Origin of the sequence: Aquimarina amphilecti, assembly GCF_900109375.1 — a bacterium.
In the GTDB taxonomy this organism is placed as follows: domain Bacteria; phylum Bacteroidota; class Bacteroidia; order Flavobacteriales; family Flavobacteriaceae; genus Aquimarina; species Aquimarina amphilecti.
Window position 1 is genome coordinate 378079 of sequence record NZ_FOAB01000001.1, and the last position, 23118, is coordinate 401196.

The 23118-nt window shown below is 31.0% G+C and carries 17 protein-coding genes, 1 other RNA gene and 1 pseudogene; 11 read left to right on the forward strand and 8 right to left on the reverse strand.

Annotation, left to right across the window (positions count from 1 at the left end):
- Positions 1-299: 299 nt before the first annotated feature.
- From BMY33_RS01655 to BMY33_RS01670, 4 genes are all read left to right on the forward strand, one after another.
- Complete coding sequence (locus BMY33_RS01655) at positions 300-785, forward strand: SixA phosphatase family protein (RefSeq protein ID WP_091404639.1); 486 nt, start codon at positions 300-302, stop codon at positions 783-785.
- The gene (gene ppk1 / locus BMY33_RS01660) at positions 786-2891 is read left to right on the forward strand and encodes a polyphosphate kinase 1 (protein ID WP_091404640.1); all 2106 of its coding nucleotides are present in this window, start codon (positions 786-788) and stop codon (positions 2889-2891) included.
- Between the two features lie 5 nt (positions 2892-2896).
- Entirely contained in the window at positions 2897-3805 is a 909-nt protein-coding gene (locus tag BMY33_RS01665) for a Ppx/GppA phosphatase family protein (protein WP_091404643.1), read from the forward strand.
- Between the two features lie 131 nt (positions 3806-3936).
- Complete coding sequence (locus BMY33_RS01670; protein WP_091404645.1) at positions 3937-4488, forward strand: porin family protein; 552 nt, start codon at positions 3937-3939, stop codon at positions 4486-4488.
- A gap of 51 nt (positions 4489-4539) precedes the next feature.
- Here BMY33_RS01670 and BMY33_RS01675 read toward each other — a convergent pair whose 3' ends face one another.
- Positions 4540-5121, reverse strand: coding sequence for a MiaE family protein (locus BMY33_RS01675; protein ID WP_091406056.1), 582 nt, complete (start codon positions 5119-5121; stop codon positions 4540-4542).
- A gap of 188 nt (positions 5122-5309) precedes the next feature.
- Positions 5310-7117, reverse strand: a pseudogene (locus BMY33_RS01680) (DNA polymerase III subunit gamma/tau).
- A gap of 125 nt (positions 7118-7242) precedes the next feature.
- Between BMY33_RS01680 and rnpB the strand changes: the two are divergent.
- Together rnpB and bshA are read left to right on the forward strand one after the other, a co-directional pair.
- Positions 7243-7555, forward strand: an RNA gene (gene rnpB / locus BMY33_RS01685) — RNase P RNA component class A.
- A 578-nt stretch (positions 7556-8133) separates the two neighbouring features.
- Positions 8134-9261: an N-acetyl-alpha-D-glucosaminyl L-malate synthase BshA gene (gene bshA / locus BMY33_RS01690; protein ID WP_091404647.1), complete on the forward strand. Its 1128-nt coding sequence runs from the start codon at positions 8134-8136 to the stop codon at positions 9259-9261.
- Positions 9262-9341: 80 nt separating this feature from the next.
- Here the strand turns inward: bshA and BMY33_RS01695 are convergent, their stop codons facing one another.
- The 3 genes from BMY33_RS01695 to BMY33_RS01705 all read right to left on the reverse strand — a co-directional run bounded on the left by BMY33_RS01695 (position 9342) and on the right by BMY33_RS01705 (position 11437).
- Positions 9342-9878, reverse strand: a complete 537-nt coding sequence (locus BMY33_RS01695) for a hypothetical protein (protein WP_091404649.1) — start codon at positions 9876-9878, stop codon at positions 9342-9344.
- Positions 9879-10014: 136 nt separating this feature from the next.
- Positions 10015-10506 (reverse strand): hypothetical protein, encoded by a 492-nt coding sequence (locus BMY33_RS01700; protein WP_091404651.1) that lies wholly within the window; start codon positions 10504-10506, stop codon positions 10015-10017.
- Between the two features lie 118 nt (positions 10507-10624).
- Complete coding sequence (locus BMY33_RS01705; RefSeq protein ID WP_091404654.1) at positions 10625-11437, reverse strand: DUF1338 domain-containing protein; 813 nt, start codon at positions 11435-11437, stop codon at positions 10625-10627.
- 161 nt (positions 11438-11598) lie between these two features.
- On the opposite strand from BMY33_RS01705, the gene BMY33_RS01710 reads away from it, so the two are divergent.
- The 4 genes from BMY33_RS01710 to BMY33_RS01725 all read left to right on the forward strand — a co-directional run bounded on the left by BMY33_RS01710 (position 11599) and on the right by BMY33_RS01725 (position 17613).
- On the forward strand, positions 11599-12078 hold the full coding sequence (locus BMY33_RS01710; protein WP_091404655.1) for an Lrp/AsnC family transcriptional regulator: 480 nt from the start codon (positions 11599-11601) through the stop codon (positions 12076-12078).
- Positions 12075-14996: an FAD-binding and (Fe-S)-binding domain-containing protein gene (locus tag BMY33_RS01715; RefSeq protein WP_091404658.1), complete on the forward strand. Its 2922-nt coding sequence runs from the start codon at positions 12075-12077 to the stop codon at positions 14994-14996. The genes BMY33_RS01710 and BMY33_RS01715 overlap by 4 nt, the downstream gene beginning before the upstream one ends.
- Before the next feature lie 120 nt (positions 14997-15116).
- Positions 15117-15665, forward strand: coding sequence for a DUF4494 domain-containing protein (locus BMY33_RS01720; protein WP_091404661.1), 549 nt, complete (start codon positions 15117-15119; stop codon positions 15663-15665).
- Positions 15666-15948: 283 nt separating this feature from the next.
- Positions 15949-17613: a serine hydrolase gene (locus BMY33_RS01725; protein ID WP_091404664.1), complete on the forward strand. Its 1665-nt coding sequence runs from the start codon at positions 15949-15951 to the stop codon at positions 17611-17613.
- 54 nt (positions 17614-17667) lie between these two features.
- On the opposite strand, the gene BMY33_RS01730 is transcribed toward BMY33_RS01725, so the two are convergent.
- From BMY33_RS01730 to BMY33_RS01740, 3 genes are all read right to left on the reverse strand, one after another.
- Complete coding sequence (locus BMY33_RS01730; RefSeq protein WP_091404667.1) at positions 17668-18252, reverse strand: MiaE family protein; 585 nt, start codon at positions 18250-18252, stop codon at positions 17668-17670.
- A gap of 98 nt (positions 18253-18350) precedes the next feature.
- Positions 18351-19445, reverse strand: a complete 1095-nt coding sequence (locus BMY33_RS01735) for an adenylate/guanylate cyclase domain-containing protein (RefSeq protein WP_091404669.1) — start codon at positions 19443-19445, stop codon at positions 18351-18353.
- A 167-nt stretch (positions 19446-19612) separates the two neighbouring features.
- Positions 19613-20455, reverse strand: a complete 843-nt coding sequence (locus BMY33_RS01740) for a UDP-2,3-diacylglucosamine diphosphatase (protein ID WP_091404672.1) — start codon at positions 20453-20455, stop codon at positions 19613-19615.
- 360 nt (positions 20456-20815) lie between these two features.
- Between BMY33_RS01740 and BMY33_RS01745 the strand changes: the two genes are divergently transcribed.
- On the forward strand, positions 20816-23104 hold the full coding sequence (locus BMY33_RS01745) for a glycoside hydrolase family 3 N-terminal domain-containing protein (RefSeq protein WP_091404676.1): 2289 nt from the start codon (positions 20816-20818) through the stop codon (positions 23102-23104).
- Positions 23105-23118: the final 14 nt, after the last annotated feature.

Genomic DNA, 23118 nt, shown 5'->3' on the forward strand with positions numbered 1-23118 from the left:
ACCGTAGGTAAATTTAAATTTTAACATTTGATTATGTAAGTAAAATCTGTTCTTTTCGATATAAAATACTCTTTTATCGATTAAGTGTAGGCTATTACCCGACTCATTTCCATAGATTTATGTTTTTGGTTTTACAATATTTTAGGATTTGTTTTACCTTCAGTTAATCTTTTCAAAAATTCTAATTAGTCATAGGTTTTTTATAAATAATCTTTTTTATCATATTATTTATAAAATTGTGAATGCTTATTCTTAAACTTGCGTGTATAATTCTATTTTGCTTAAACTTTTTCTGAAGTATGAAAACTTTATATATTATTAGGCATGCTAAATCTTCTTGGGAGTTTGATTTGGATGATCATAAAAGACCTTTAAATAAACGAGGTTTAAGGGATGCAAATTTGATTGGAAAAGAGCTGAAAGGCCTAGTTAAAACTATTAATAAAGTGGTAAGCAGTGATGCAGAAAGGGCTAAAAGTACTGCTAAGATTATATTAGATAATCTAGAGATTGATGATAGTATATTTAGTTTAGAGCCAAATCTTTATGATTTTAATGGCCATCAAGTAATAGAAGTAATTAAAAATTGTGATAATAAGGTAAATACTCTTTTGATTTTTGGTCATAATCATGCATTTACTTCTATAGCAAACCTTTACGGTAGAGATATGATAGATAATCTACCAACTGCAGGTGTTATAGGTATTGAGTTTGATATAGATAGTTGGAAAGATATTAGTGTAGGAAAAAACATACTGACTCTATTCCCTAAAGATTTGCGATAAATGATAGAAAATCAGGTTAATAAATACATAAATCGAGAATTAAGTTGGTTACAATTTAATGCAAGGGTGTTACAAGAAGCTTCTGATGAAAGTGTTCCTTTATTAGAAAGGTTACGATTTATAGGTATATTTTCTAATAATTTAGATGAATTTTTTAAAGTACGTTATGCAGCTATAAAAAGAATAGATCTTGCCGGTAGGGATGGTAAAAATGTTTTAAAAGGTAAAACAGCCAGTGAGTTATTAGAGCAGATTACTAAAATTGTAATAAAACAACAGGCAGAAAGTTTAAAAACGATTAATACAATTGGAGAAAGGCTTAGAGAGCACAATATTTTTATTATCAATGAAAATCAGGTTACTCCAGAGCAAGATAGTTTTATTCGTAGATACTTTGTGGATAAGGTAAGTCCCGCCTTAGTGACTTATATATTGAATGATCTGGATAAATTTCCGCATCTTAAAGATAGTGTAGCGTATCTAGCGGTAAAACTAGTTTTAAAGGATAAAGTACCTAAAGAAGGAAAGATATCTAAGATATTACACCAGAAAACAAAAGAGAAGATATATGCTTTAATTGAAATACCTAAGAATACAGATCGTTTTGTTGTGTTGCCAGAAAAAGACGGTAAAAAATATATAATAATTCTTGATGATCTTATACGATACTGTATGCAAATCAACTTTAGTATTTTTGATTATGTAAGCGCTTCTGCTAATATGATTAAAATTACAAGGGATGCTCAGTTGGATTTTGATAATGATTTTAGTAAAAGTTTTATAGAAAAAATCTCTAGTAGTGTTAAATCAAGAAGAGATGGAGAACCTGTAAGGTTTGTATATGATAAGAATATAGACAAAGACACGCTTAACTTTTTAATGGAAAAAATGGGTGTTGATAATGCAGACAGTATTATTCCTGGAGGTAGATATCATAACCGCAGAGATTATATGAATTTTCCGGATTTGGGAAAAAAAGAGTTGGTCTATCAATCACTAATTCCATTAACAATCCCCGGATTAAGTCTACAAGGAAGTCTTCTGGATAAAATAGCAAAAAAGGATTATTTACAATATACTCCATATCATACATTTTCTTATACCGTAAAGTTTCTTCGTGAATCAGCAATTGATCCGAAAGTAAAAACGATTAAGATAACGATATATCGATTAGCTAGTATTTCGCATATCGCTAGTTCTTTGATAAATGCAGCTAAGAATGGAAAAAAAGTTACTGTACAAATAGAGCTTCAAGCTAGATTTGATGAACAAGCAAATATTAGCTATGCAGAACAAATGCAAAGAGAAGGAGTAAATTTAATTTTTGGTGTTCCAGGTTTAAAAGTTCATTGTAAAGCTTGTATTATTGAACGAGAAGAAAAAGGAAAACTAAAACGATACGGTTTCATAAGTACTGGAAACTTTAATGAATCTACTGCTAAGATATATACAGATTATACTTTGTTTACTACTAATGAAGCTATTTTGAAAGAAACAAATAAAGTCTTTAAGTTTTTTGAGATTAATTATAAAGTAAGTAGGTATAAACATTTATTTGTATCTCCTCATTATACCAGAAGTTCATTGACAAAGTTAATAGATACTGAAATAGAAAATAGTAAACAAGGAAAACCTGCTGGTATTAAATTAAAACTTAATAGTCTTAGTGATTATAGAATGATTGATAAGCTCTATGAAGCAAGTAGAGCGGGTGTAAAGATTGATTTGATAATTAGAGGAATATGTTGTTTGATTCCAGGCATCCCAGGAATGAGTGAAAACATTAGAGCTATCAGTGTGGTTGATAAGTTTTTAGAACATCCAAGACTTTTAATATTTAAAAATGCTGGAGATCCTAAAGTTTTTATATCTTCTGCTGATTGGATGAGAAGAAACCTTGATAGACGTGTAGAAATAACTTGTCCCATCTATGATAATGATATTAAGGATGAATTGATGGATACTTTTGAGATTTGTTGGAGTGATAATGTGAAGGGACGAAAACTTTCAGAAAATCAGGATAATGGGTATATTCGAAACGATAATGCGAAGGTAAGGTCTCAAATTGCGACTTACGATTATTATTTAAGAAAACTAGGAAATTAAATATTTTGTTGACTATAGAAAAATATGGAGCTATTGATATTGGTTCTAATGCAGTTAGATTATTAATTAGCAGTGTCCATGAAGAAGAAGGAAAAACTACTAGGTTTAAAAAAACCAGTCTTGTGCGAGTTCCTATTAGATTAGGTGCAGATGTGTTTTTGACTAATAAAATTTCTGAGGAAAATATTAAAAGAATGATTGATACGATGCAGGCATATCAACTTTTAATGAATACTCATAAAGTAGTTAGATATAAAGCCTGCGCTACATCAGCTATGCGTGAGGCCGAAAATGGAAAAGAGTTAGTAGATCTTATAAAAAATAAAACAGGAATTCAGATTGATATTATCGATGGAACTAATGAGGCTGCCATTATTGCAATGACCGATCTTAATGATTTAATTAATTCAGATGCGACTTATTTATATGTAGATGTTGGAGGAGGCAGTACCGAATTTACTCTTTATCATAACGGAAATACGATAGCTTCTAGATCTTTTAAATTAGGAACGGTAAGATTGCTTAATAATGTTGTTTCTGAAAGTACTTGGAATGAAGTAGAGAAGTGGATAAAAAATACAACTAAAGGGTATTCTAGATTATCTTTAATTGGGTCTGGAGGAAATATTAATAATATCTTTAAGAACAGTGGTAAGAGTAATGGAAAACCGCTTTCGTTTTTATACTTAAGTTCGTATTATGATCTTTTAAACTCATTATCCTATGAAGAAAGAATATGGGAGTTAAATCTTAATCAAGATAGAGCAGATGTTATATTGCCTGCTACTAGGGTATATTTATCCGCTATGAAATGGAGTGGTGCTCAAGAGATTTTTGTTCCTAAAATTGGTTTATCTGATGGGATTATAAAATCCTTATATAGTGAAAAGCAGGAAAATCGATTAAAGACATAAAAAGTAAATAAATTTACTTTTTGTCGATTTATTAATGAAATATTTGCTGTAAAGTATTTTTACAGCCTTTAAAATTACTTTTTTTGTGTTAAATTGCTTCTACAACCAAATTGATAATAAATACTTATGTTATGAATAAAATTTTACTTTTAATTTTCACCTTGTTAATTGGTAGCGTTACTATAGCTCAGGAGTCAAGATATGGAATCAGAATTGGAGCAAATTTAAGTTCGATAAGTTCTGATGATATTACCGGAGATTTGGATCAGAGCAGAATAGGTGTGGTAGTAGGTTTTTTAGCTGATTACAGATTAACAGATAAATTAAGGTTACAACCAGAGTTTCAGTACTCTGGACAAGGAAATAAGGACAGAGATTTACGAGTTAACTATCTTCAGTTACCAATAATGTTAAAATATAATATAACAGATCTTTTTAATGTTCAATTAGGACCACAGGCTGGACTTAAGATTTGGGAATGGGAAGATAATCAAGCAGGTGATACTGATTTTGGTACTTTTGATTTTGCTGGTGTAATAGGAGTCGGAGCTAATATTACTGATAATTTCTTTGTAGATCTTCGTTATGCTTTTGGATTATCTAACGTTTTCGATGATGGAGCAGGTGTAAGTATAGACGGCTCAAATAGAAATATTCAATTATCTGTTGGATATAGATTATAATAAATTAGTAATAAGGATAAAAAAAATGCTCACTATATAGTGAGCATTTTTTTATCCATGAATCGTTTCTTTTTTACTTAGAGATTTCATGATTTCAGCTTCGTAAACAAGTAGATCTTGCCATTTTTGATCCACTTCTTCGCGGTCCCCATATTGTCTAGCAAAACCAAGAAACATAGTGTAATGATTAGCTTCACTAACCATAAGGTCTTTATAAAATTTTGCTAACTCTGGATCTTCTAATTCTTCAGATAAGAGTTTGAAACGTTCACAACTTCTAGCTTCTATTAAAGCAGCGTATAACAAACGATGGACTAATTGTGTTGTTCTACTACCTCCTTTTGGGAAGAAAGTAATTAATTGAATAACATATTCATCTTTGCGATCTCGACCAAGAACCCATCCTCTTTCTATAATTTTATCATGAACCATTTTAAAATGACTGATTTCCTCTTTAACTAATTTAGTCATTTCCTGAACTAATTCTGTATACTCGGGAAAGCTAACGATTAACGATATGGCTGTTGATGTTGCTTTTTGTTCACAATAAGCATGATCCGTAAGGATTTCTTCGATATTTTTTTCAACAATATTTACCCATCTAGGATCAGTAGGAAGTTTTAAACCTAACATCATTTGTTTTTATAAATTATAGACAGCAAAATTAATGTTTTGATTTTTCTAATACTAATTACTCATATGGAATCGTTTTCAACTCATCAAAAGTAAATGATTACCTTTCATGTAATTTGATTGAAGTCAAAATTTATATTATATGGTTTAGATTTTTGACAGTGTAATGTATTGTGGATAATGTAATATTAGATATCTAGATCAAAATCTGATCGTAACTTATCTATTAAAGGATTTTTTTCTCGAAGTTTTTCGTATTTGTCTTGAGGAGTAAATGCATATTTTTTCGATGCTTCTTCATTTACTTTGATATCAAGAGCGATACTATAATTGTTAAGTTTTTTATAGAGAAACTGAAATAATCCAGGTAAAGCACTCTCCATATCGACTTTCATTGATTGATTTGGTAGTTCTAATTGAATTTTGCCATTTACTAGTGTTGGGATATTCATAGCAAACATAGAACCAATGATACGTTCACCTTTTTTATCTTGCATTTTCCCATATTCTTCCCAAGATTTTTGCATCTCGGATTCGGTAAAATCGTCACTAGGTAGATTCTTTGGATCAACAATCGTGTCTACTTTTTTCTCCTCGTGTTCTTTTTTTCTTTTGATACTGCTAAGGGATAATCCAGATGTTCTGCGTTCTCTAGTTTTTAAAATAGATTTGGTTTCAGAATTATCTGCCGGCGTAGTGACAGTTGCAGTATCCTCTGAATTAATAAGAGGAGATGTTTTTATTTCTGTAGTTTCTTTATTATCAGTAACAGATTCTTCCGGAATACCCTCTTTAGATACAGTCTTTTCAGAAGATCTATTTTCTGCTTTCTCTTTTGCTTTTTCCTTAACCTCTGTAGAAATTTTAACCGGTTGTACTCCTTTTTCTTTGAAATAATTAGGAGGGATTATGTAAGGCTGGTCTTTTTTTTTTCTCCGTCTTTAGTAAGTACAGAGGCAAGTTGCATTAGGCACAATTCGACCAATAATCGTTGATTACGACTTGTTTTATATTTTAAATCACAATCATTAGCAAGTTCAATTCCTCTAACTAAGAATGGATGTGGAGCTTTTTGCGATTGCTCCAAATATTTTGCTTTCGTTTGTTCTCCAACTTCTAGGAGATTAATGGTAGCTTGGTTTTTACAAACTAATAAATCTCTAAAATGAGAAGCTAAACCAGCAATGAAATGATGACCATCAAATCCCTGAGCCAAAATTTCATTAAATTCTAGTAGTAGTTGAGGAATATTATTTTGAAGTATTAGATCGGTAGTTTTAAAATAAGTTTCATAATCTAATACATTTAGATTTTCGGTAACTGCTTGTCTAGTTAGGTTTTTTCCACTAAAACTTACAACTCTATCGAAAATTGATAAAGCATCACGCATAGCTCCATCTGCTTTTTGAGCAATGATTTGTAGAGCATCCTCATCGGCAGTTATACCTTCTTGTTCAGCTACCTGCATCAAATGATTTTTGGCATCGGTAACCGTTATTCTTTTAAAATCAAAAATCTGACAACGAGATAATATAGTCGGAATGATTTTATGTTTTTCGGTAGTAGCAAGTATAAAAATCGCATGTTTTGGTGGTTCTTCTAATGTTTTCAGAAACGCATTAAAAGCGGCCTGTGATAACATGTGTACCTCATCTATAATATAGACTTTATATTTACCTACTTGAGGAGGAATACGAACTTGGTCGATAAGACTTCTAATATCATCCACAGAATTATTAGAAGCTGCATCTAATTCGAAAATATTAAAAGCAAAATCTTCATCCGGATTTTCGTGACCTTCTTGATTAATGGTTTTTGCTAGAATTCTTGCGCAAGATGTTTTACCAACTCCACGAGGCCCTGTAAATAATAGGGCTTGGGCAAGATGATTATTCTCTATAGCATTGAGCAGTGTATTAGTAATAGCCTGTTGCCCCACAACATCTTTAAATGTTTGGGGTCTGTATTTACGTGCAGATACTATAAAATGCTCCATCGATACAAAGTTAAAAATTGATTGGAAATAACGAATTGTTAAAATTGGTTTTTATCCCGAGTTATTAACAGATAAAAAAAAACTGAATTTTTAATTCAGATTTTCTAATTATTCTATTTTTGCAGCAAGCAGATCACCTTATCGCTGTCCGCTTTATGCGGAGAGAGGAAAGTCCGGACACCGTAGTGCAGCATAGCGGGTAACGCCCGTCCGTCGTGAGATGAGGACAAGTGCAGCAGAAAGTATGTACAGGTAAGGCTGTAGTGAAACCAGGTAAACTCTATGCGGTGCAACGCCATGTATACCAACGCCTAAGGGTTGCGCGCCCAATGTTGGAGGGTAGGCGGTTTGATCTTGATAGTAATATCAAGGCTAGATAAATGATAAGGAGTCCGTCTTTGATGGATTACAGAATCCGGCTTATGATCTGCTTTTTTTATTTCAAATAGTATTTAGCATATGTTTTGTTGATATTATATAAACTAAAAATATCTAATATGCGAACCAGAATTACCTTTATATTTTTTACACTGTCTATAGTAATTATATCTGCTCAAGATCGGATTCCTAATAAGGAAGAATTATTTGGAGAATGGTAATTAGTCCTCGGTGATTTTCGTTCTAGAAATACAAAATATATTCTTTTTTCTGGTAGAAAAAACCTTACCAGGAATGATGTTACAAGAAATGATTTTCCCATAGGCGCAAAAATTATTATATCAGAAGAAGGAATAATCAAAAAATATATTCTGGGAGAATCAAGATGTGGTAATGATCATAGACGTATACATAATAGAGTATATGGTAAATATAAGACGCCAATGGTTTACAATAAAAGTGAGGGGATTTTAGAACTATCCTCTAATATTGTTTTTGCACATACGAGGTTTTCGGTTAGGAAATTAGATTCTGGGAATATTCTTTTGACAAAAGTTGAGTGATTTTTTTACAAATCCTTTAACAAGTAGTAATACCATTTTTCTTGTACATTGTGCTACCAAAAGAAAATTGTATTTATGAATATTGCTATTGTTTGTTATCCAACCTTTGGAGGTAGTGGAGTAGTGGCTACAGAATTAGGAATTGCTCTTGCCAAATTAAACCATCAAGTTCATTTTGTAACTTATAAACAACCAGTTAGACTTGGATTACTAAGTCCCAATATTCATTTTCATGAGGTTACAGTTCCAGAATATCCATTATTTCATTATCAACCATATGAATTAGCTTTATCTAGTAAGTTAGTTAATACAGTAAAGAAATATGATATAGAATTACTACACGTACATTATGCTATCCCTCATGCATATGCGGGATATATGGCTAAACAAATATTAGCAGAAGAAGGAATACATATTCCTATGGTAACGACATTACATGGTACCGATATTACGTTGGTAGGAAATCATCCCTTTTATAAACCGGCAGTTACTTTTAGTATTAATAATAGTGATATTGTTACTTCAGTTTCCGAAAGTTTAAAAGATGATACATTAAGACTATTTGATATAAAGAAAACTATTGAAGTAGTTCCTAATTTTATTGAAGCTAGTATTCGTAAAACTGATTTTACAGATTGTCAGAGAGAGTTAATGGCAACTCCAGAAGAACGAATAGTCACACATATTAGTAATTTTAGACCTGTAAAAAGAATTATGGATATTGTAGATATATTTTATAATATTCAGAAAGAATTACCTGCAAAATTGTTAATGGTAGGTGATGGACCCGAGAGAAAAGCTGCTGAAAAAAAATGTAAAGAATTGGGAATAAAGGATAATGTCATTTTCCTCGGTAATAGTAATGAAATTGACAAAATACTATGCTTCTCTGATTTGTTTTTACTTCCTTCCGAGAGAGAAAGCTTTGGTTTAGCCGCTTTAGAGGCTATGGTAAATAAAGTCCCTGTGGTATCAAGTAACTCAGGAGGTATTCCTGAGGTTAATTTGGATGGTGTTTCGGGGTATTTAAGTAATGTGGGTGATGTTCAGGAAATGTCTAAAAATGCAATTCGTATTTTAAGAGATGATGAAACATTAAATAAGTTTAAGGAAGGAGCATTTAATCAAGCATTAAAATTTGATATTGCTAATATAGTTCCTTTGTATGTTGAGTTATATGAAAGCGCATTGGCTGCGGTATAAGTAAATAAAATAAAGCGCTATTATAAAAATAGCGCCTTACAACTAAACAAAAATCAAATCAATTGATTTCTGAGAGGGGTCTAAAAGATATATCTAGCAGCGATTCCGACATTAACTCCGAAGTTATCTACATCACTGAATCCTCCACTGTTTTCTATACTATGAATATCATAGGTTGGGCGAATGCTGAAAGCTACCTGTAGAGGAAAATCAAAACGATAATCTACTCCAAAATCAGCTCCAACGTAAGGAAAGAATTCACTATCTCTATCATTAGATATTCCAAATCCAAAAATGCTAGATTTAAAATCAACGTATCCAGCACCTATTCCAGGACCGGCGAACCAATTTAGATTATCCCAGATATTATAACTCCAGTGAAAATAAGCACCTCCTCGATACGTATTAATAAATGAATTCGTTTTCCAACTTAAGTTGACATCAATTCTATTATGTTCTCCAAACATTTGTCGTTGATATGTGATTTCTGGACCAAATCCTTCGTCACCAACAACACCTTCTGATAATCTAATACCAATTGTGTTTTTAGGAATATCTTGCGCTTGAAGGTTAATACTAGTTACAATTAAAATGAGAACAAAAAATAATTTTTTCATGATTATAAGGTTTTTTTAATATTTACCTTTTGTATGTTATTTAATCAATAGGTTAACATAATAATTGAAAAAAAATATAAAAAAGAAAACCCTCAACAGAATTGTTGAGGGTTTTCTTTTTTATTTATAAGGTTTATTAAAACTTATACCTAGCACTAAGTCCGAGATTAAATATAATATCATCATTCGTATAATCATCAAAATAAATCTCAGGCCTAAAATCTAAAGAGATTAATAGAGGGAAGTCAAAGTTAAATTCAATACCAACATCTCCGGTTACAAAACCAAAAGTTTCTATATCATCTCTATTGTCAAGATTATTATCATAATCTACAAGACCTCCACCTATTCCAGGTCCAACATACCAATTAAGTCCACCATCAATATTGAATACCCACTGATATATACCAGTTAATTTAACAGCATTAAAACTATTTCTTCCTTGCACTCCTAAGTCTAATTCGGCTCTGGTGTTAGAACTTAATCTTGCTTGATAGGAAGCTTCTGCCCAGAATCCGTTACTTTCACTAAGTCTTAGACCTATAGCATGTTCTGAAATTTCTTGTGCTTGCACTGTAAAAATTGAAGCAAATAATAATGAGGTAATGATAAAAATGCGCTTCGTCATTGTAATTTTGTTTTTTTATTGTTATCCCAATATAACGTTAGATCCTATTTTTTAATATGACAAAATTGCTTAAGATTTTGTTAATTCCTAATTCTATTGTAATTTATAAGATAGATCTTTATGCTTCTTGTAATTTCATATCGGTGCTTTCGAAAATCTTATCTGCAGAGTTGGCTATAAACCCAGTAAAAAGTTGCCCATTTTTCTGTTTGTATCTATATGCAAATTCATAGTAACACGAAGTAACTTCTTTTGTGCCTTCAGTAAACTCCATTTCAATTTTATCAGCCAGAATGCTTGATTGTTCTAGAAGTAGAGTAGGAGTCCCCTTGATTTCTCCACCAGATGAGTTTAATATAAAACCATTATCCTTTAAGAAATCATTTAGATTGGTTAAGTGTGCAAAATTAGTCAGTTTATTAACGTCAATTGTAAAATGATTGGAGCAAAAACCATTTACATACATCCAAGCGGCATACTCAGATTCACTCTGTAGTATTTTGTAAGTTTCATAAGAGGGAGTTTCCCAAACTCTACCTTTTAATATTAAATCTTCTTGATCAAAAATATTTGTATCTACTTTATCTAATACCTCTTTTATCGTTTTTTGAAGCGCATCGGAGAAATGATTCGTAAGTAATTGACTTATAAATATTTTTGGAGCATTTGGATTGTCAATATGCTCGTAATGTTTTGCATATAATTTTTTTGCTTCAAAATGGTATTCATTAATTTCTTTATATCCCATTGCTAAAAATGGCTTTGCGATGACTTCAATATTGGTTCTTGAATCATCAAAGGTTCTAATGGCTATATGATCATTAAAAACTGTTTCTCCCGCTCCTTCTAATAGAGTTTTTACTTTGTTAGCAGATGGGGTTTTACTTGCGTAATGTTTCCATAGCTCTTCGAAAAAAAGTGTAGAATTCATTTTTTGTCTGTTTGTTTTTGTTGTAAAAGTACTATTTTTGACTAGTTTTATTTATTTTAGTAGTTGATTTAATCAATTATTATTTTATTTTATGTCAAATTGATTTTACTTCAAAATAAGATATCTTATTTAAGTATAGATCATTCGAAATTTCATTTATTATGAATCATTTTGATTATATAGATCAACAAATATTATTACAGATCCGTGAGGATGCTAGAAAACCTTTTTCTCAGATAGCAGAAGAATTAAAGATTTCTAATTCATTGGTGCATCAAAGAATTAGAAAATTAAAAGAAAATGGTGTTATCAATAAGGCAGAATTTGTTATTGATGAGAAACAGATAGGATATAAAACTAAATCTTATGTAGGTATTAGGCTTAAAGAAGCCAGATATGCTAAGTCTGTAGTTAATGATCTTGCTAAAATACCAGAAATACTAGAATGCAATTATGTATCGGGTAATTACGCACTTTTTATTCTGATATTTGCATACGATAATCATCATTTGCGTAATATACTATATGAGCAAGTTCACCAAATTGATGGAGTAGCTGGTACAGATAGTTTTATTTGTTTTGATACCAATTTTAAAAGACAAATTACTTTAGAATCACTAGTAAAAGGAAAACAAATATGATAAAAGAAGCTGACCTCATAGCTTTAAAAGATCAGTTGGAAGGAGAGCTCCAGTTTGATTTACTTACCAAATCGTTATATGCTACTGATGCATCCGTATATCGAAGAATTCCTACAGCAGTTGCTTTTCCTCATAATATATCAGATCTAAAAAAAATAATTTTTTTTGCTAATGAATATAATTGTGGCTTAATACCTAGAACAGCAGGAACTTCTTTAGCAGGACAATGTGTAGGAGATGGAATAGTAGTAGATGTGTCGAAATATTTTACTAAGATAATATCGTTAGATAAACGTAAAAAAACTGTAGTTGTAGAACCAGGAGTGATTAGAGATGATTTAAATCTTTTTCTAAAACCGTATGGATTGTTTTTTGGGCCCAATACATCTACATCTAATCGATGTATGATTGGTGGAATGGTCGGTAATAATAGTAGTGGTACTACGTCTATACAATATGGAGTAACTAGAGATAAAGTACTCGAACTACAAACTATTTTGTCTGATGGTAGCGCAGTTACTTTTTCTAATATTTCTAGAGAAGATTTTGATCAAAAAAGAGTTCAAAATACTTTGGAAGGAAAGATATATAAAACAATTTTCGAAGAACTTTCTTCAAAAAATGTGCAAAAACGTATAGAAGACAGTTTTCCAAAACCTGATATACATAGAAGAAATACAGGCTATGCCATTGATGAGTTAATTAAATCAAATATTTTCTCGGATCAAGAAGATGAATTTAATATGTGTGATTTATTGTCTGGTAGCGAAGGAACCTTAGCTTTTACTACAGAAATCACTTTACAACTGGATGAACTGCCTCCAAAAGAGTCATTAATGGTAGCATCTCATTTTAATTCCATTGAAGATTGTTTAAATGCTGTAGAACCAGTAATGAAACATTCATTATTTACTTGTGAAATGATGGATAAAACGATCTTAGATTGCACAAAAAATAATGTTGAGCAATTAAAAAATCGTTTCTTTATTAAAGATGATCCTCAGGCGATTTTAATGTTGGAGTTAAGAGCTGATGATTTGATGAGTCTCGAAAAACAAAAAATAGCGCTTCTATCCACTTTAGAAAATTCGGAATTAACATATGCGAATCCTATTTTGTTAGGTAATGAAATCAATCAAGCTTTAGAACTGAGAAAAGCTGGATTAGGATTGTTAGGTAATATTGTAGGAGATAAGAAGGCAGTTGCATGTATTGAAGATACTGCAGTCGCGTTACCAGATTTAGCAAATTATATTTCTGAGTTCTCTGATCTTATGAAGAAATATGATCAGCAAGCTGTTTACTATGCGCATGCTGGTGCTGGAGAATTACACCTTAGACCTATTCTAGATCTAAAAAAGAAAGAAGATTTAGTGCTTTTTAAGAAAATAACGGATGATGTAGCTACTTTGGTAAAGAAGTACAAAGGATCTATGAGCGGAGAACATGGTGACGGAATTGTGCGTGCAGCATATATTCCCTTCATGATAGGAGAAGAAAATTATGATCTATTAAAGAGAATTAAAGAAGTATTTGATCCCAATGGAATTTTTAATCCAGGTAAAATTGTAGATGCCTATGCGATGGATGAACAATTAAGGTATGAAATTGATCGAGAAGAGCCTCAAATAGAAACATTATTAGATTTTACTGATTCATTGGGTATTTTGAGAGCTGCAGAAAAATGTAATGGAAGTGGAGATTGTAGAAAATCTGTAGAAGCAGGAGGAACAATGTGCCCAAGTTATAGAGCTACTAAAAATGAAAAGGATACCACTAGAGGAAGAGCGAATGCGTTAAGAGAGGTACTGACAAATAACGCCAATTCAAATAAGTTTAATCAAAAAGAATTAAAAGAAGTATTTGATCTTTGTATAAGTTGTAAAGGCTGTTCAAGTGAATGCCCTTCTAATGTTGATGTAGCAACACTGAAAGCAGAGTTTGAATATCAATATCAAAAAGAGAATGGTACTTCTATTAGGACTAAATTATTTGCTTACAATAATAAGTTAAATAACATAGGAAGAATAATACCAGGGGTAACCAACTTCTTTTTTAAAAATACTCTTACTTCTGGAATTATAAAATCTACTCTTGGTATTGCTAAAGAGAGAGATTTGCCACTATTAAGTAAACAATCATTAAGAAAATGGTGTGCTAATAATTTGAAATCACTACAACCTGAAAACCCTTTAAGAACTGTCTATTTTTTTATTGATGAGTTTACTGATCATTTAGATACTACTATTGGGGTAGATGCATTAGAATTATTAACCAGCTTGGGATATGAGGTGAGAATTGTAAATCATAAGGAAAGTGGTCGAACTTTTATTTCCAAAGGATTATTAAAACAAGCTAAAGCATTAGCAAATTATAATGTGGATATTTTTGGGAATTTGATTTCAGAAGAAATACCATTGATTGGATTAGAACCTTCTGCTATATTGACATTTAGAGATGAATATTTGAGGTTAGCAGATGAAAAAGAGTCTGCCCAAAAATTGTCAAAACAAGTTTTTTTGATCGATGAATTTTTAAAATCAGAAATAGAATTAGGTAATATTACTCCCGATCAATTTACTAAAGAAAAAAAGGTAATTAAACTACACGGACATTGTCATCAAAAAGCATTGTCCACTATTCATACAACGTTTGTATATCTTAATTTACCTAAAAACTTTACGGTTACTATTATTCCTTCTGGATGTTGCGGTATGGCAGGATCATTTGGATATGAGAAAGAGCATTATGATGTTAGTTTACAAATAGGAGAACAGACATTATTCCCTGCAGTAAGAAAGGCTTCAGAAACAACCATAATTGCCGCAGTCGGTACAAGTTGCAGGCATCAAATAAAAGATGGTACAAAACGTATTGCATTACACCCTATAAGTATATTAAAGAAAGCTTTGTTATAAGATTTTGTTTTGTAATTGTCTTATAATTAGCGTGTTTTAAAATTGTGAATATCTAATATAAAAATTAGTGCTAAGAACTTTTTTTAAGATTTATATTTGGCATCCTAAAAAAGTAAATATATGAGCGCTACTTGGTACGAATGTAAAGTAAAATATAGAAAAATAAATGATTCTGGAGTACAGAAGGTAACTACAGAGCCTTATTTAGTGGATGCGGTTTCCTATACAGAAGCAGAAACAAGAATTAATGAAGAAATGTCTGCATATGTTAGTGAAGAATTTATTATTACTAATATAAAAGTTGCAAATTTTGCAGAAATACATCCATTTGAGAATTCTGATCGTTGGTTTAAGTCAAAAGTTTCTTTGATTGCTTACGATGAAGAAAGTGGTAAAGAAAGAAAAACGAACATGTATCTTTTGATACAAGCAAATGATGTTAAAGAAGCTTTTGATAATACAAATAGTGTGATGAAAGGTACTACGGGTGATTACACAATACCTGCAATTGCCGAATCACCAATTATGGATGTATTTCCTTATTTTACAGGAGAGGAAGAACAGCTAGAAAAATTTAAAGCATTAAGAGATTCTATACAAGTCGTAGAAGAAGTAGAATTAGATGAAGATGTACCTGCTGCTCCTGGTTTTATAGGAGAAGAGGAATAACTTTGATTTTTTGAGTTAGGAAACTTATACTAATTTTTTAATAGAAAAGCTTTTGTAAACATACTCATTGGTATGATGCAAAAGCTTTTTTTGTTTTATGATAAAATTGATTCAAAAAATATATAATTAGAAGCGTGACTATGAAGAGTAATTTTAGTTTGCTTGAGTGATCTAAAATATGGATGATATTTTAAGTAGGTTTTTGGTAACTTATTTTCAAATTTGTCGTCATACTTGTAATAACTATTGATAACAACCACATATCAATCAAAATAATAATCACATGAAATCATCACAAAGAATCAAAACCTTACTATTAGTTTCTTTCTGCACTGTTATATTTTTTAGTGCACAGGCTCAAAATTTAGAAAAAGAAATAGATGCTATTGTTTCTTCCATGTATAGTGCGGAAGAACCTGGTATTTCAATTTTAGTTGCAAAAGAAGGAAAATCAATTTATCGCAAAGCTTTTGGAAAAGCGAACTTAGAATTAGATGTTTCTTTAAAGCCAGAAAATGTATTTGAAATAGGATCTATTACCAAACAATTTACAGCCGTAGCTATTCTTATGTTAGAAGAACAAGGGAAACTTACAATTGATGACGAAATCACAAAATATATTCCGGATTATCCTACAAACGATAAAAAGATTACGATTCATCATCTTCTAAATCATACATCTGGGATAAAGAGCTATACTGGTATGGCTAGTTTTATGGAATCTGCCCGTACAGATATGACTCCAACAGAATTAATTGATGTGTTTAAAAATGAACCTATGGATTTTGATCCGGGAGAAGAATTTAGATACAATAATTCTGGTTATATTTTATTAGGACATATTATTGAAGTAATAACAAAAGACACCTATGAAAATTATATTGAGAAAAATATCTTTGAGAAGATTGGGATGAACTCTTCTTATTACGGAAGTATGAGTGAACTCATTAAAAATAGAGCTTCCGGTTACAAACAAGATGGAGATAAATTCTTAAATGCAGATTATTTAAGTCTTACATTACCTTATGCTGCTGGATCGTTAATGTCTACTGTAGATGATCTTTTGAAATGGCAGAATGCGATTAGTGCTAATACTTTTATTAAAAGAACAAGTTTAGAGAAAGCTATAAATGGTTCTAAGTTGAATAATGGAGAAGAAATTAATTATGGATACGGTTGGGGTAAAACTAATATACAAGGAGCTAAAGGATATGCACATAGTGGAGGAATTTTTGGATATACCACCAATGGAATTTTTCTAGAAAAAGAAAATGTATATGTCATTGGACTTACAAATTGTAATTGCAAGAATGTTGGAGAGGTTACTATGAAGGTAGCAGCTACTGTTATAGGAAAGCCAATTCCCGATAAGAAAGATGCTATTGAATTATCTATTGATGAAGCTAAGAAGTGGGTAGGAGCTTATGAGTTTAAGGATAATGTTATAAGACACATTATGCTAAAAGATGGAAAATTATTTAGTCTAAGAGAGGGTGAAAATTCAAGAGAATTTGAAATATATCAAATGAAAGATGGCTCTTTTATTTTTGATGATGGAACGATATCCTATAATTTCTCGAAAACAGCTGATGGTAAACGACAAACAATATTTAAAACTGCTAATGAAAGTTTTACAGGAAAAGGAGTTGATAAAGCTCCTCCTGCAGAAAGGAAGTCTATTACAGTATCTTCAGATATTTTAAAGCAGTATGTTGGTAAATATGAATTACAACCTAATTTTATAATAGAGATTACTTTGGAAGGAAATTCAATATTTGCTAAAGCTACTGGACAACCTAAATTTGAACTCTTTGCTGAAACAGAAACATTATTCTACTTAAAAGTTGTTCCGGCAGAAATTACATTTAATACAAATGATAAAGGAGTAATTGATAGTCTTATCTTAAATCAAGGAGGAAGGAAAATGCCCGCTAAGCGAATAGAATAATTTTAGTTTTAATAAAAGAATACATAGAGACGATACATGGATTACAGGTTAAAATTATCCATGTATCGTTTCTTTTTTACCATATTTTTGGATAAGTTCACCTTCAAATTCTAGTAAATCCTTCCATTGCTTATCCACATCAATGTCTTTACCATATTTACGCGCAAAACCAATAAACGTAGTATAATGACCAGCTTCACTGATCATAAGGTCATGATAGAATTTAGATAATTCCGGATCTTTTATTTTTTCAGAAAGAAGTTTAAAACGTTCACAACTACGAGCTTCAATCATAGCAGAAAAAAGTAATCTACTGACTAAACCTTGTTGGCGACTACCACCTTGCTTTACTTTGTGCTTAAATAATTCATTTACGTAACTATCTTTTCGTTCTCGCCCAAGCTTGTAACCGCGTTTTTTTATAAGTTCATGAACCATTTGGAAATGCTCTAATTCTTCTTGGGCTAAGATCAATAAATCGGTTACTAGATCTTCATGCTCAGAGTTTAGTGTGATGATTGTGATAGCATTGGTTGCTGCTTTTTGTTCGCACCATGCATGATCCGTAAGAATTTCTTCAATATTTGATTCTACTAGAGCAGCCCAACGCGGATCCGTAGCTAATTTTAAACCAAGCATAGTAGTTTGTTTTAGATGATTTGGAATATTTGATCAAATATACGTATTACAGATCTTAATTTTTTTAAATAGAGTTTTCTAAAAGAATAAGTTCTTCTCTATACAACAGTAAATAATTCTATTTGATCATTTTTACCTCTTAATAAAGTTTTGTCAACTGATGTATATTTTAAACTAGATGTAATTTTTAATTTTTCTATTAAAGTTTTAGAAATTAGAATTGTTACTTCATACGAGTTACAAAGCCCTTGAATTCTGGCTGTTGTGTTAAGAACATCTCCTGTAAAAACAATATCCTTTTTTATAGTGCCAATCTCACCAGCTGTGATCATTCCACAATGAAATCCAGCTTTAAATGTGGGTAAGACACCAAATTCTTTATGGTATTTTGCAGATTGTTTTATTAAAGCCTCTTGCATAGAATAAAAACATCTAATACAATTGTCCTTTTTAAGTCCTTTTTTCAGATTCCAAGAAACCACAATTTCATCTCCTACATACTGATAAACGGACCCAGCATGTTGCACAATCGAATTTGATAAATCTGCATAATATTGAGTTAACATTTCGAAATATTTAACGTGGCCTAATTTTTCTGCAATAGTTGTAGAGGATTTCATGTCTAAAAACATGAAAATGCGTTCTTCTTCAATAGGTTTATGATATTTTCCTGTAAAAAAATTGAATAGTACTTCCTGACCAATATTATCACTTACCTCTAAATAAAAAAGGCAGATTCCAATGGTGGCAATGATATAACATATAATACTCAGAAAAACGATATTGGTAAAAAAGCTCCGAAGATTTATCCATACAGTTATATCAAATATATTCGTTTCAAACTGTACGATAAATGATATTATTGAAGTGGATAATAGGAAAATAATGATGATGACTAGATAAAAAGCAGTTTTATATATTATTTTTTTTAAGAAGCTTTTTGATGAAAAGAATTTATTAAAATATAGAACTTCAAAAGAACCAATAAGCAATCCAAAAAGGGTAGCAGAAATTACACCAATAAATAAGCCGTTTACAAAATTATAAGGGTTTTGAGTAGAAGGATAAGATTGAGAATCTCCCAATATACCTTTCTCTAAAAATAAATAAATAAGAGCGGCAATAATAAAAAATATAATAAAAGGAATAATCCTATAAATTGTTCTCTTATTTAAGTAAGAAATCTTACTCATGTACAGTATAAATATTCATTAACGGTTAAAAGAATCTTGTTCTCTCAAATTTAAGAATAAATAGTTGGGTGCAGAACAATGCAATTAGAAAAAGATCAATGATGCTTTCATTATAGCCAATAAGAATGATACTACATTTTTTAGTTAAGATAAAAACTTATTGAATATTACTTTTTAATTAAATTATTGATTGCAAAAGATGCTTGAATAGTTTCTAAACTTATATCTAAGTCCTCTATATCATCTGTAGATACTTCGGTTTCTGTGTCTTCGTTTTGATAAGTTATAAGCTTCCATTCTTTGTCATGATATTCCAATGCGGATAAATTTTCAATCCAATCACCGGAATTTAAATACATACAAGATCCATTTTTATTAGATTTTTTAGTTATTTGTGGTTGGTGGATATGTCCACAAATAACATAATGATAATTATTTTCAATAGCTAAATCTGCTGCTACTTGCTCAAAATCGTTTATATATTTCACAGCTTTCTTGACACTATTTTTGATTTTTTTGGATAAAGAAAACTTTTCTTTCCCCATACGTAACAGAAACCAGTTGATAAATTGGTTAAATAAAATAAGCATATCGTATCCCCATCCACCTAACTTAGCTAACCATTTTGCGTTTTGAATTGAAGCATCAAAAATATCTCCATGAAAAAACCAGGCTTTTTTGCCATCTAAGTCTAGTACCAATTTATCTACTAATTTAAAATTACCCATAGTAGTATCACTGAATTTTCGGAGCATTTCATCATGATTTCCCGTGATATATATTACTTCGGTACCTTTTGAGGCGAGAGTGATAATTTTTTTGATGATTTTAAGGTGCGGTTTTGGGAAATACCTTTTTCTAAATTGCCAAATGTCTACAATATCACCATTAAGAATAAGTATCCTTGGTTTGATACTATTGAGGTAATTTAGTAATTCTTTAGCATGACATCCAAATGTTCCTAAATGCACATCAGAGATGACAACAATATCTACAGTACGTTTCTTCATAAAAATAACTTACTCCTACAAATAAACCATTATATAGTTAAATAATAATTAAGGCATTATGAGCATATTGTTATCTGTTTTTGAATATTTTAATTAGTTATTACCACAACGTTAAACCACTATTATTATGAAAATGTTGTCAACAATCAAATATTCAATTATGATTGAATTATTTTGTTTGATTGATGAAAATAACATTGTTTTATTAAATAAAATGCTTCTATAAACTTTCTTAACAAAAGGTGATTGGCTTTGTTTTGCTTTTTTCTTATCCTGAAGTATCTCTAAATTCGTCCTATAAATCTTAACAGTTTTCTTACTGAAAAGTTTAGAATCTCTCTTTCTAATTAAATTTATTTTATGACATTTTTACAAGTGAAAACTCACACATATCGATTTTTGATTTTTGGTTTATTGGTAATACTTCTATCATGTAATTCTAAAACTTCAGATATAGGATTAAATATTTCTTCTGAGAATCCTATTGAGCATAAAATAGACAGTATTATATCTAAAATGTCATTAGATGAAAAAATAGGACAAACTGCTCAACGTGGTAAATCAAGTAGAGTAAAAGAATTACCAAAAGACCTTAAAGAAGCTGTTAGAAATGGACACATAGGTTCTTTTCTTAACATAATGAATAAAAAAGATGCTAAAGAATTACAACGGATAGCCGTAGAAGAAAGCCCTAGTAAGATTCCATTAATTTTTGCACGAGATGTAATCCATGGTTTCAAAACAATTTTCCCTATTCCGCTAGGGCAGGCGGCTTCGTTTAATCCTTCTTTAGTTAAAGAAGGTTCAAGAATAGCTGCAATAGAAGCTAGTACTTATGGAATCAGATGGACCTTTGCTCCAATGATAGACATAGCGAGAGATCCTCGATGGGGAAGAATTGCAGAATCTGCTGGAGAAGATCCTTATTTAACTAGTAAAATGGCAGAAGCTTATGTAAAAGGTTTTCAAGGAGATGATTTATCATCTCCAACAAGCTTAGCAGCTTGCGCAAAACATTTTATTGGATATGGTGCTGCAGAAGGAGGAAGAGATTATAATACGGCAAATATCAATGATAATTTACTACATAATGTATACTTAAAACCGTTTAAAACTGCTGTAGATGCAGGTTCTGCGACATTTATGACTAGTTTTAATGATCTAAACGGTGTTCCAGCATCTGCTAATTCATATATACTAAAAGATATTTTGAGAGAAAAGTGGGGATTCGATGGCTTTGTAGTAAGTGATTGGAATTCAATTATAGAAATGGTAAATCATGGATTTGCTAAAGACCAAAAGGAAGCTGCTGAAAAATCTATCAATGCGATGTTGGATATGGAAATGACTAGTACTTCGTATCAAGATCACCTAAAAGAATTGATAGATGAAAGTAAGTTCTCCGAAAAAGAACTGGATGAGATCGTAAGAAATATTCTTCGAATTAAATTTAGGCTGGGATTATTTGACAACCCTTATTTTGATCCTAATGATTCAATTTTGTACGATAAAAACCACTTGTTATCAGCACAAAATACTGCAGAGGAAAGTATTACATTATTAAAAAATGAAAATAAGATATTACCTATAGATGCTAAAAAGAAAATTGCCATTATTGGCCCCTTAGCAGATGCTCCTCACGAGCAATTAGGTACTTGGACTTTTGACGGAGAAAAGGATCATTCGATTACTCCTTTACAAGCGTTTAAGGGTGATAATAACTATATGATTAATTACAGTAAAGGATTATCTTATAGTAGAGACAAATCAGATACAGAGTTTGATAGTGCTATAAACGTAGCAAAATCTTCTGATGTAATTTTATTCTTTGCTGGGGAAGAGGCTATTCTCTCCGGAGAAGCTCATAGTAGAGCGGATATTAATCTTCCTGGAGCTCAAGAAGAATTAATTAAAGAATTGCATAAAACAGGAAAACCGATTATCCTAATTCTAATGGCAGGAAGACCTATCACTTTAGGAAATATTTTGGACAAAGTAGATGCTGTTCTTATGGCTTGGCATCCTGGAACAATGGGAGGGCCAGCTTTAAAAAATGTTATTACAGGGGTAGTTTCACCTTCTGGAAAGTTACCAGTTTCTTGGCCAAAGGTAGTAGGTCAAATACCTATTCATTATAATCATAAAAATACAGGGAGACCTGTAGTTCCCGAAGAATTTGTTCATATGGATTCGATTCCAATTAGGGCTTGGCAGAGCTCTCTTGGTAATACTTCACATTATTTAGACGCAGGTTTCTTACCGGAGTACCCCTTTGGTTATGGGTTAAGTTATAGTACTTTTAAATATTCAGATATTAGTATTTCTTCATCTAATCCTAAGATTGGAGATATTATTACAGTAAAAGTACTTGTAACTAATACTGGAGATGTAAAAGCAAAAGAAACAGTACAATTATATTTTCGAGATTTAGTTGGGAGTTTAACAAGACCAGTAAAAGAATTACTGAGGTTTGAGAAAATTGCACTAAATTCAGGAGAATCAAAACAATTTGTATTTAGTTTTTCGACAGATGATTTATCTTTTTATGGCCTCGATAAAAAGTGGGTTACTGAACCCGGTGATTTTAAGTTATGGGTAGCTACGCATGCATTGGATGAGAGTAATGAATTGAACTTTGTTTTGAAATAAAAGAACGGTATTCT

Excerpts from the sequence above, each read along its gene's own strand:
- BMY33_RS01725 (WP_091404664.1), top strand. The coding sequence starts at position 15,949 with ATGAAATCATCACAAAGAATCAAAACCTTACTATTAGTTTCTTTCTGC.
- ppk1 (WP_091404640.1), top strand. The coding sequence starts at position 786 with ATGATAGAAAATCAGGTTAATAAATACATAAATCGAGAATTAAGTTGG.
- BMY33_RS01700 (WP_091404651.1), bottom strand. The coding sequence starts at position 10,506 with ATGACGAAGCGCATTTTTATCATTACCTCATTATTATTTGCTTCAATT.
- bshA (WP_091404647.1), top strand. The coding sequence starts at position 8,134 with ATGAATATTGCTATTGTTTGTTATCCAACCTTTGGAGGTAGTGGAGTA.
- BMY33_RS01695 (WP_091404649.1), bottom strand. The coding sequence starts at position 9,878 with ATGAAAAAATTATTTTTTGTTCTCATTTTAATTGTAACTAGTATTAAC.
- BMY33_RS01670 (WP_091404645.1), top strand. The coding sequence starts at position 3,937 with ATGAATAAAATTTTACTTTTAATTTTCACCTTGTTAATTGGTAGCGTT.
- BMY33_RS01715 (WP_091404658.1), top strand. The coding sequence starts at position 12,075 with ATGATAAAAGAAGCTGACCTCATAGCTTTAAAAGATCAGTTGGAAGGA.
- BMY33_RS01740 (WP_091404672.1), bottom strand. The coding sequence starts at position 20,455 with ATGAAGAAACGTACTGTAGATATTGTTGTCATCTCTGATGTGCATTTA.
- BMY33_RS01705 (WP_091404654.1), bottom strand. The coding sequence starts at position 11,437 with ATGAATTCTACACTTTTTTTCGAAGAGCTATGGAAACATTACGCAAGT.
- BMY33_RS01655 (WP_091404639.1), top strand. The coding sequence starts at position 300 with ATGAAAACTTTATATATTATTAGGCATGCTAAATCTTCTTGGGAGTTT.
- BMY33_RS01675 (WP_091406056.1), bottom strand. The coding sequence starts at position 5,121 with ATGTTAGGTTTAAAACTTCCTACTGATCCTAGATGGGTAAATATTGTT.
- BMY33_RS01745 (WP_091404676.1), top strand. The coding sequence starts at position 20,816 with ATGACATTTTTACAAGTGAAAACTCACACATATCGATTTTTGATTTTT.
- BMY33_RS01730 (WP_091404667.1), bottom strand. The coding sequence starts at position 18,252 with ATGCTTGGTTTAAAATTAGCTACGGATCCGCGTTGGGCTGCTCTAGTA.
- BMY33_RS01720 (WP_091404661.1), top strand. The coding sequence starts at position 15,117 with ATGAGCGCTACTTGGTACGAATGTAAAGTAAAATATAGAAAAATAAAT.
- BMY33_RS01710 (WP_091404655.1), top strand. The coding sequence starts at position 11,599 with ATGAATCATTTTGATTATATAGATCAACAAATATTATTACAGATCCGT.
- BMY33_RS01735 (WP_091404669.1), bottom strand. The coding sequence starts at position 19,445 with ATGAGTAAGATTTCTTACTTAAATAAGAGAACAATTTATAGGATTATT.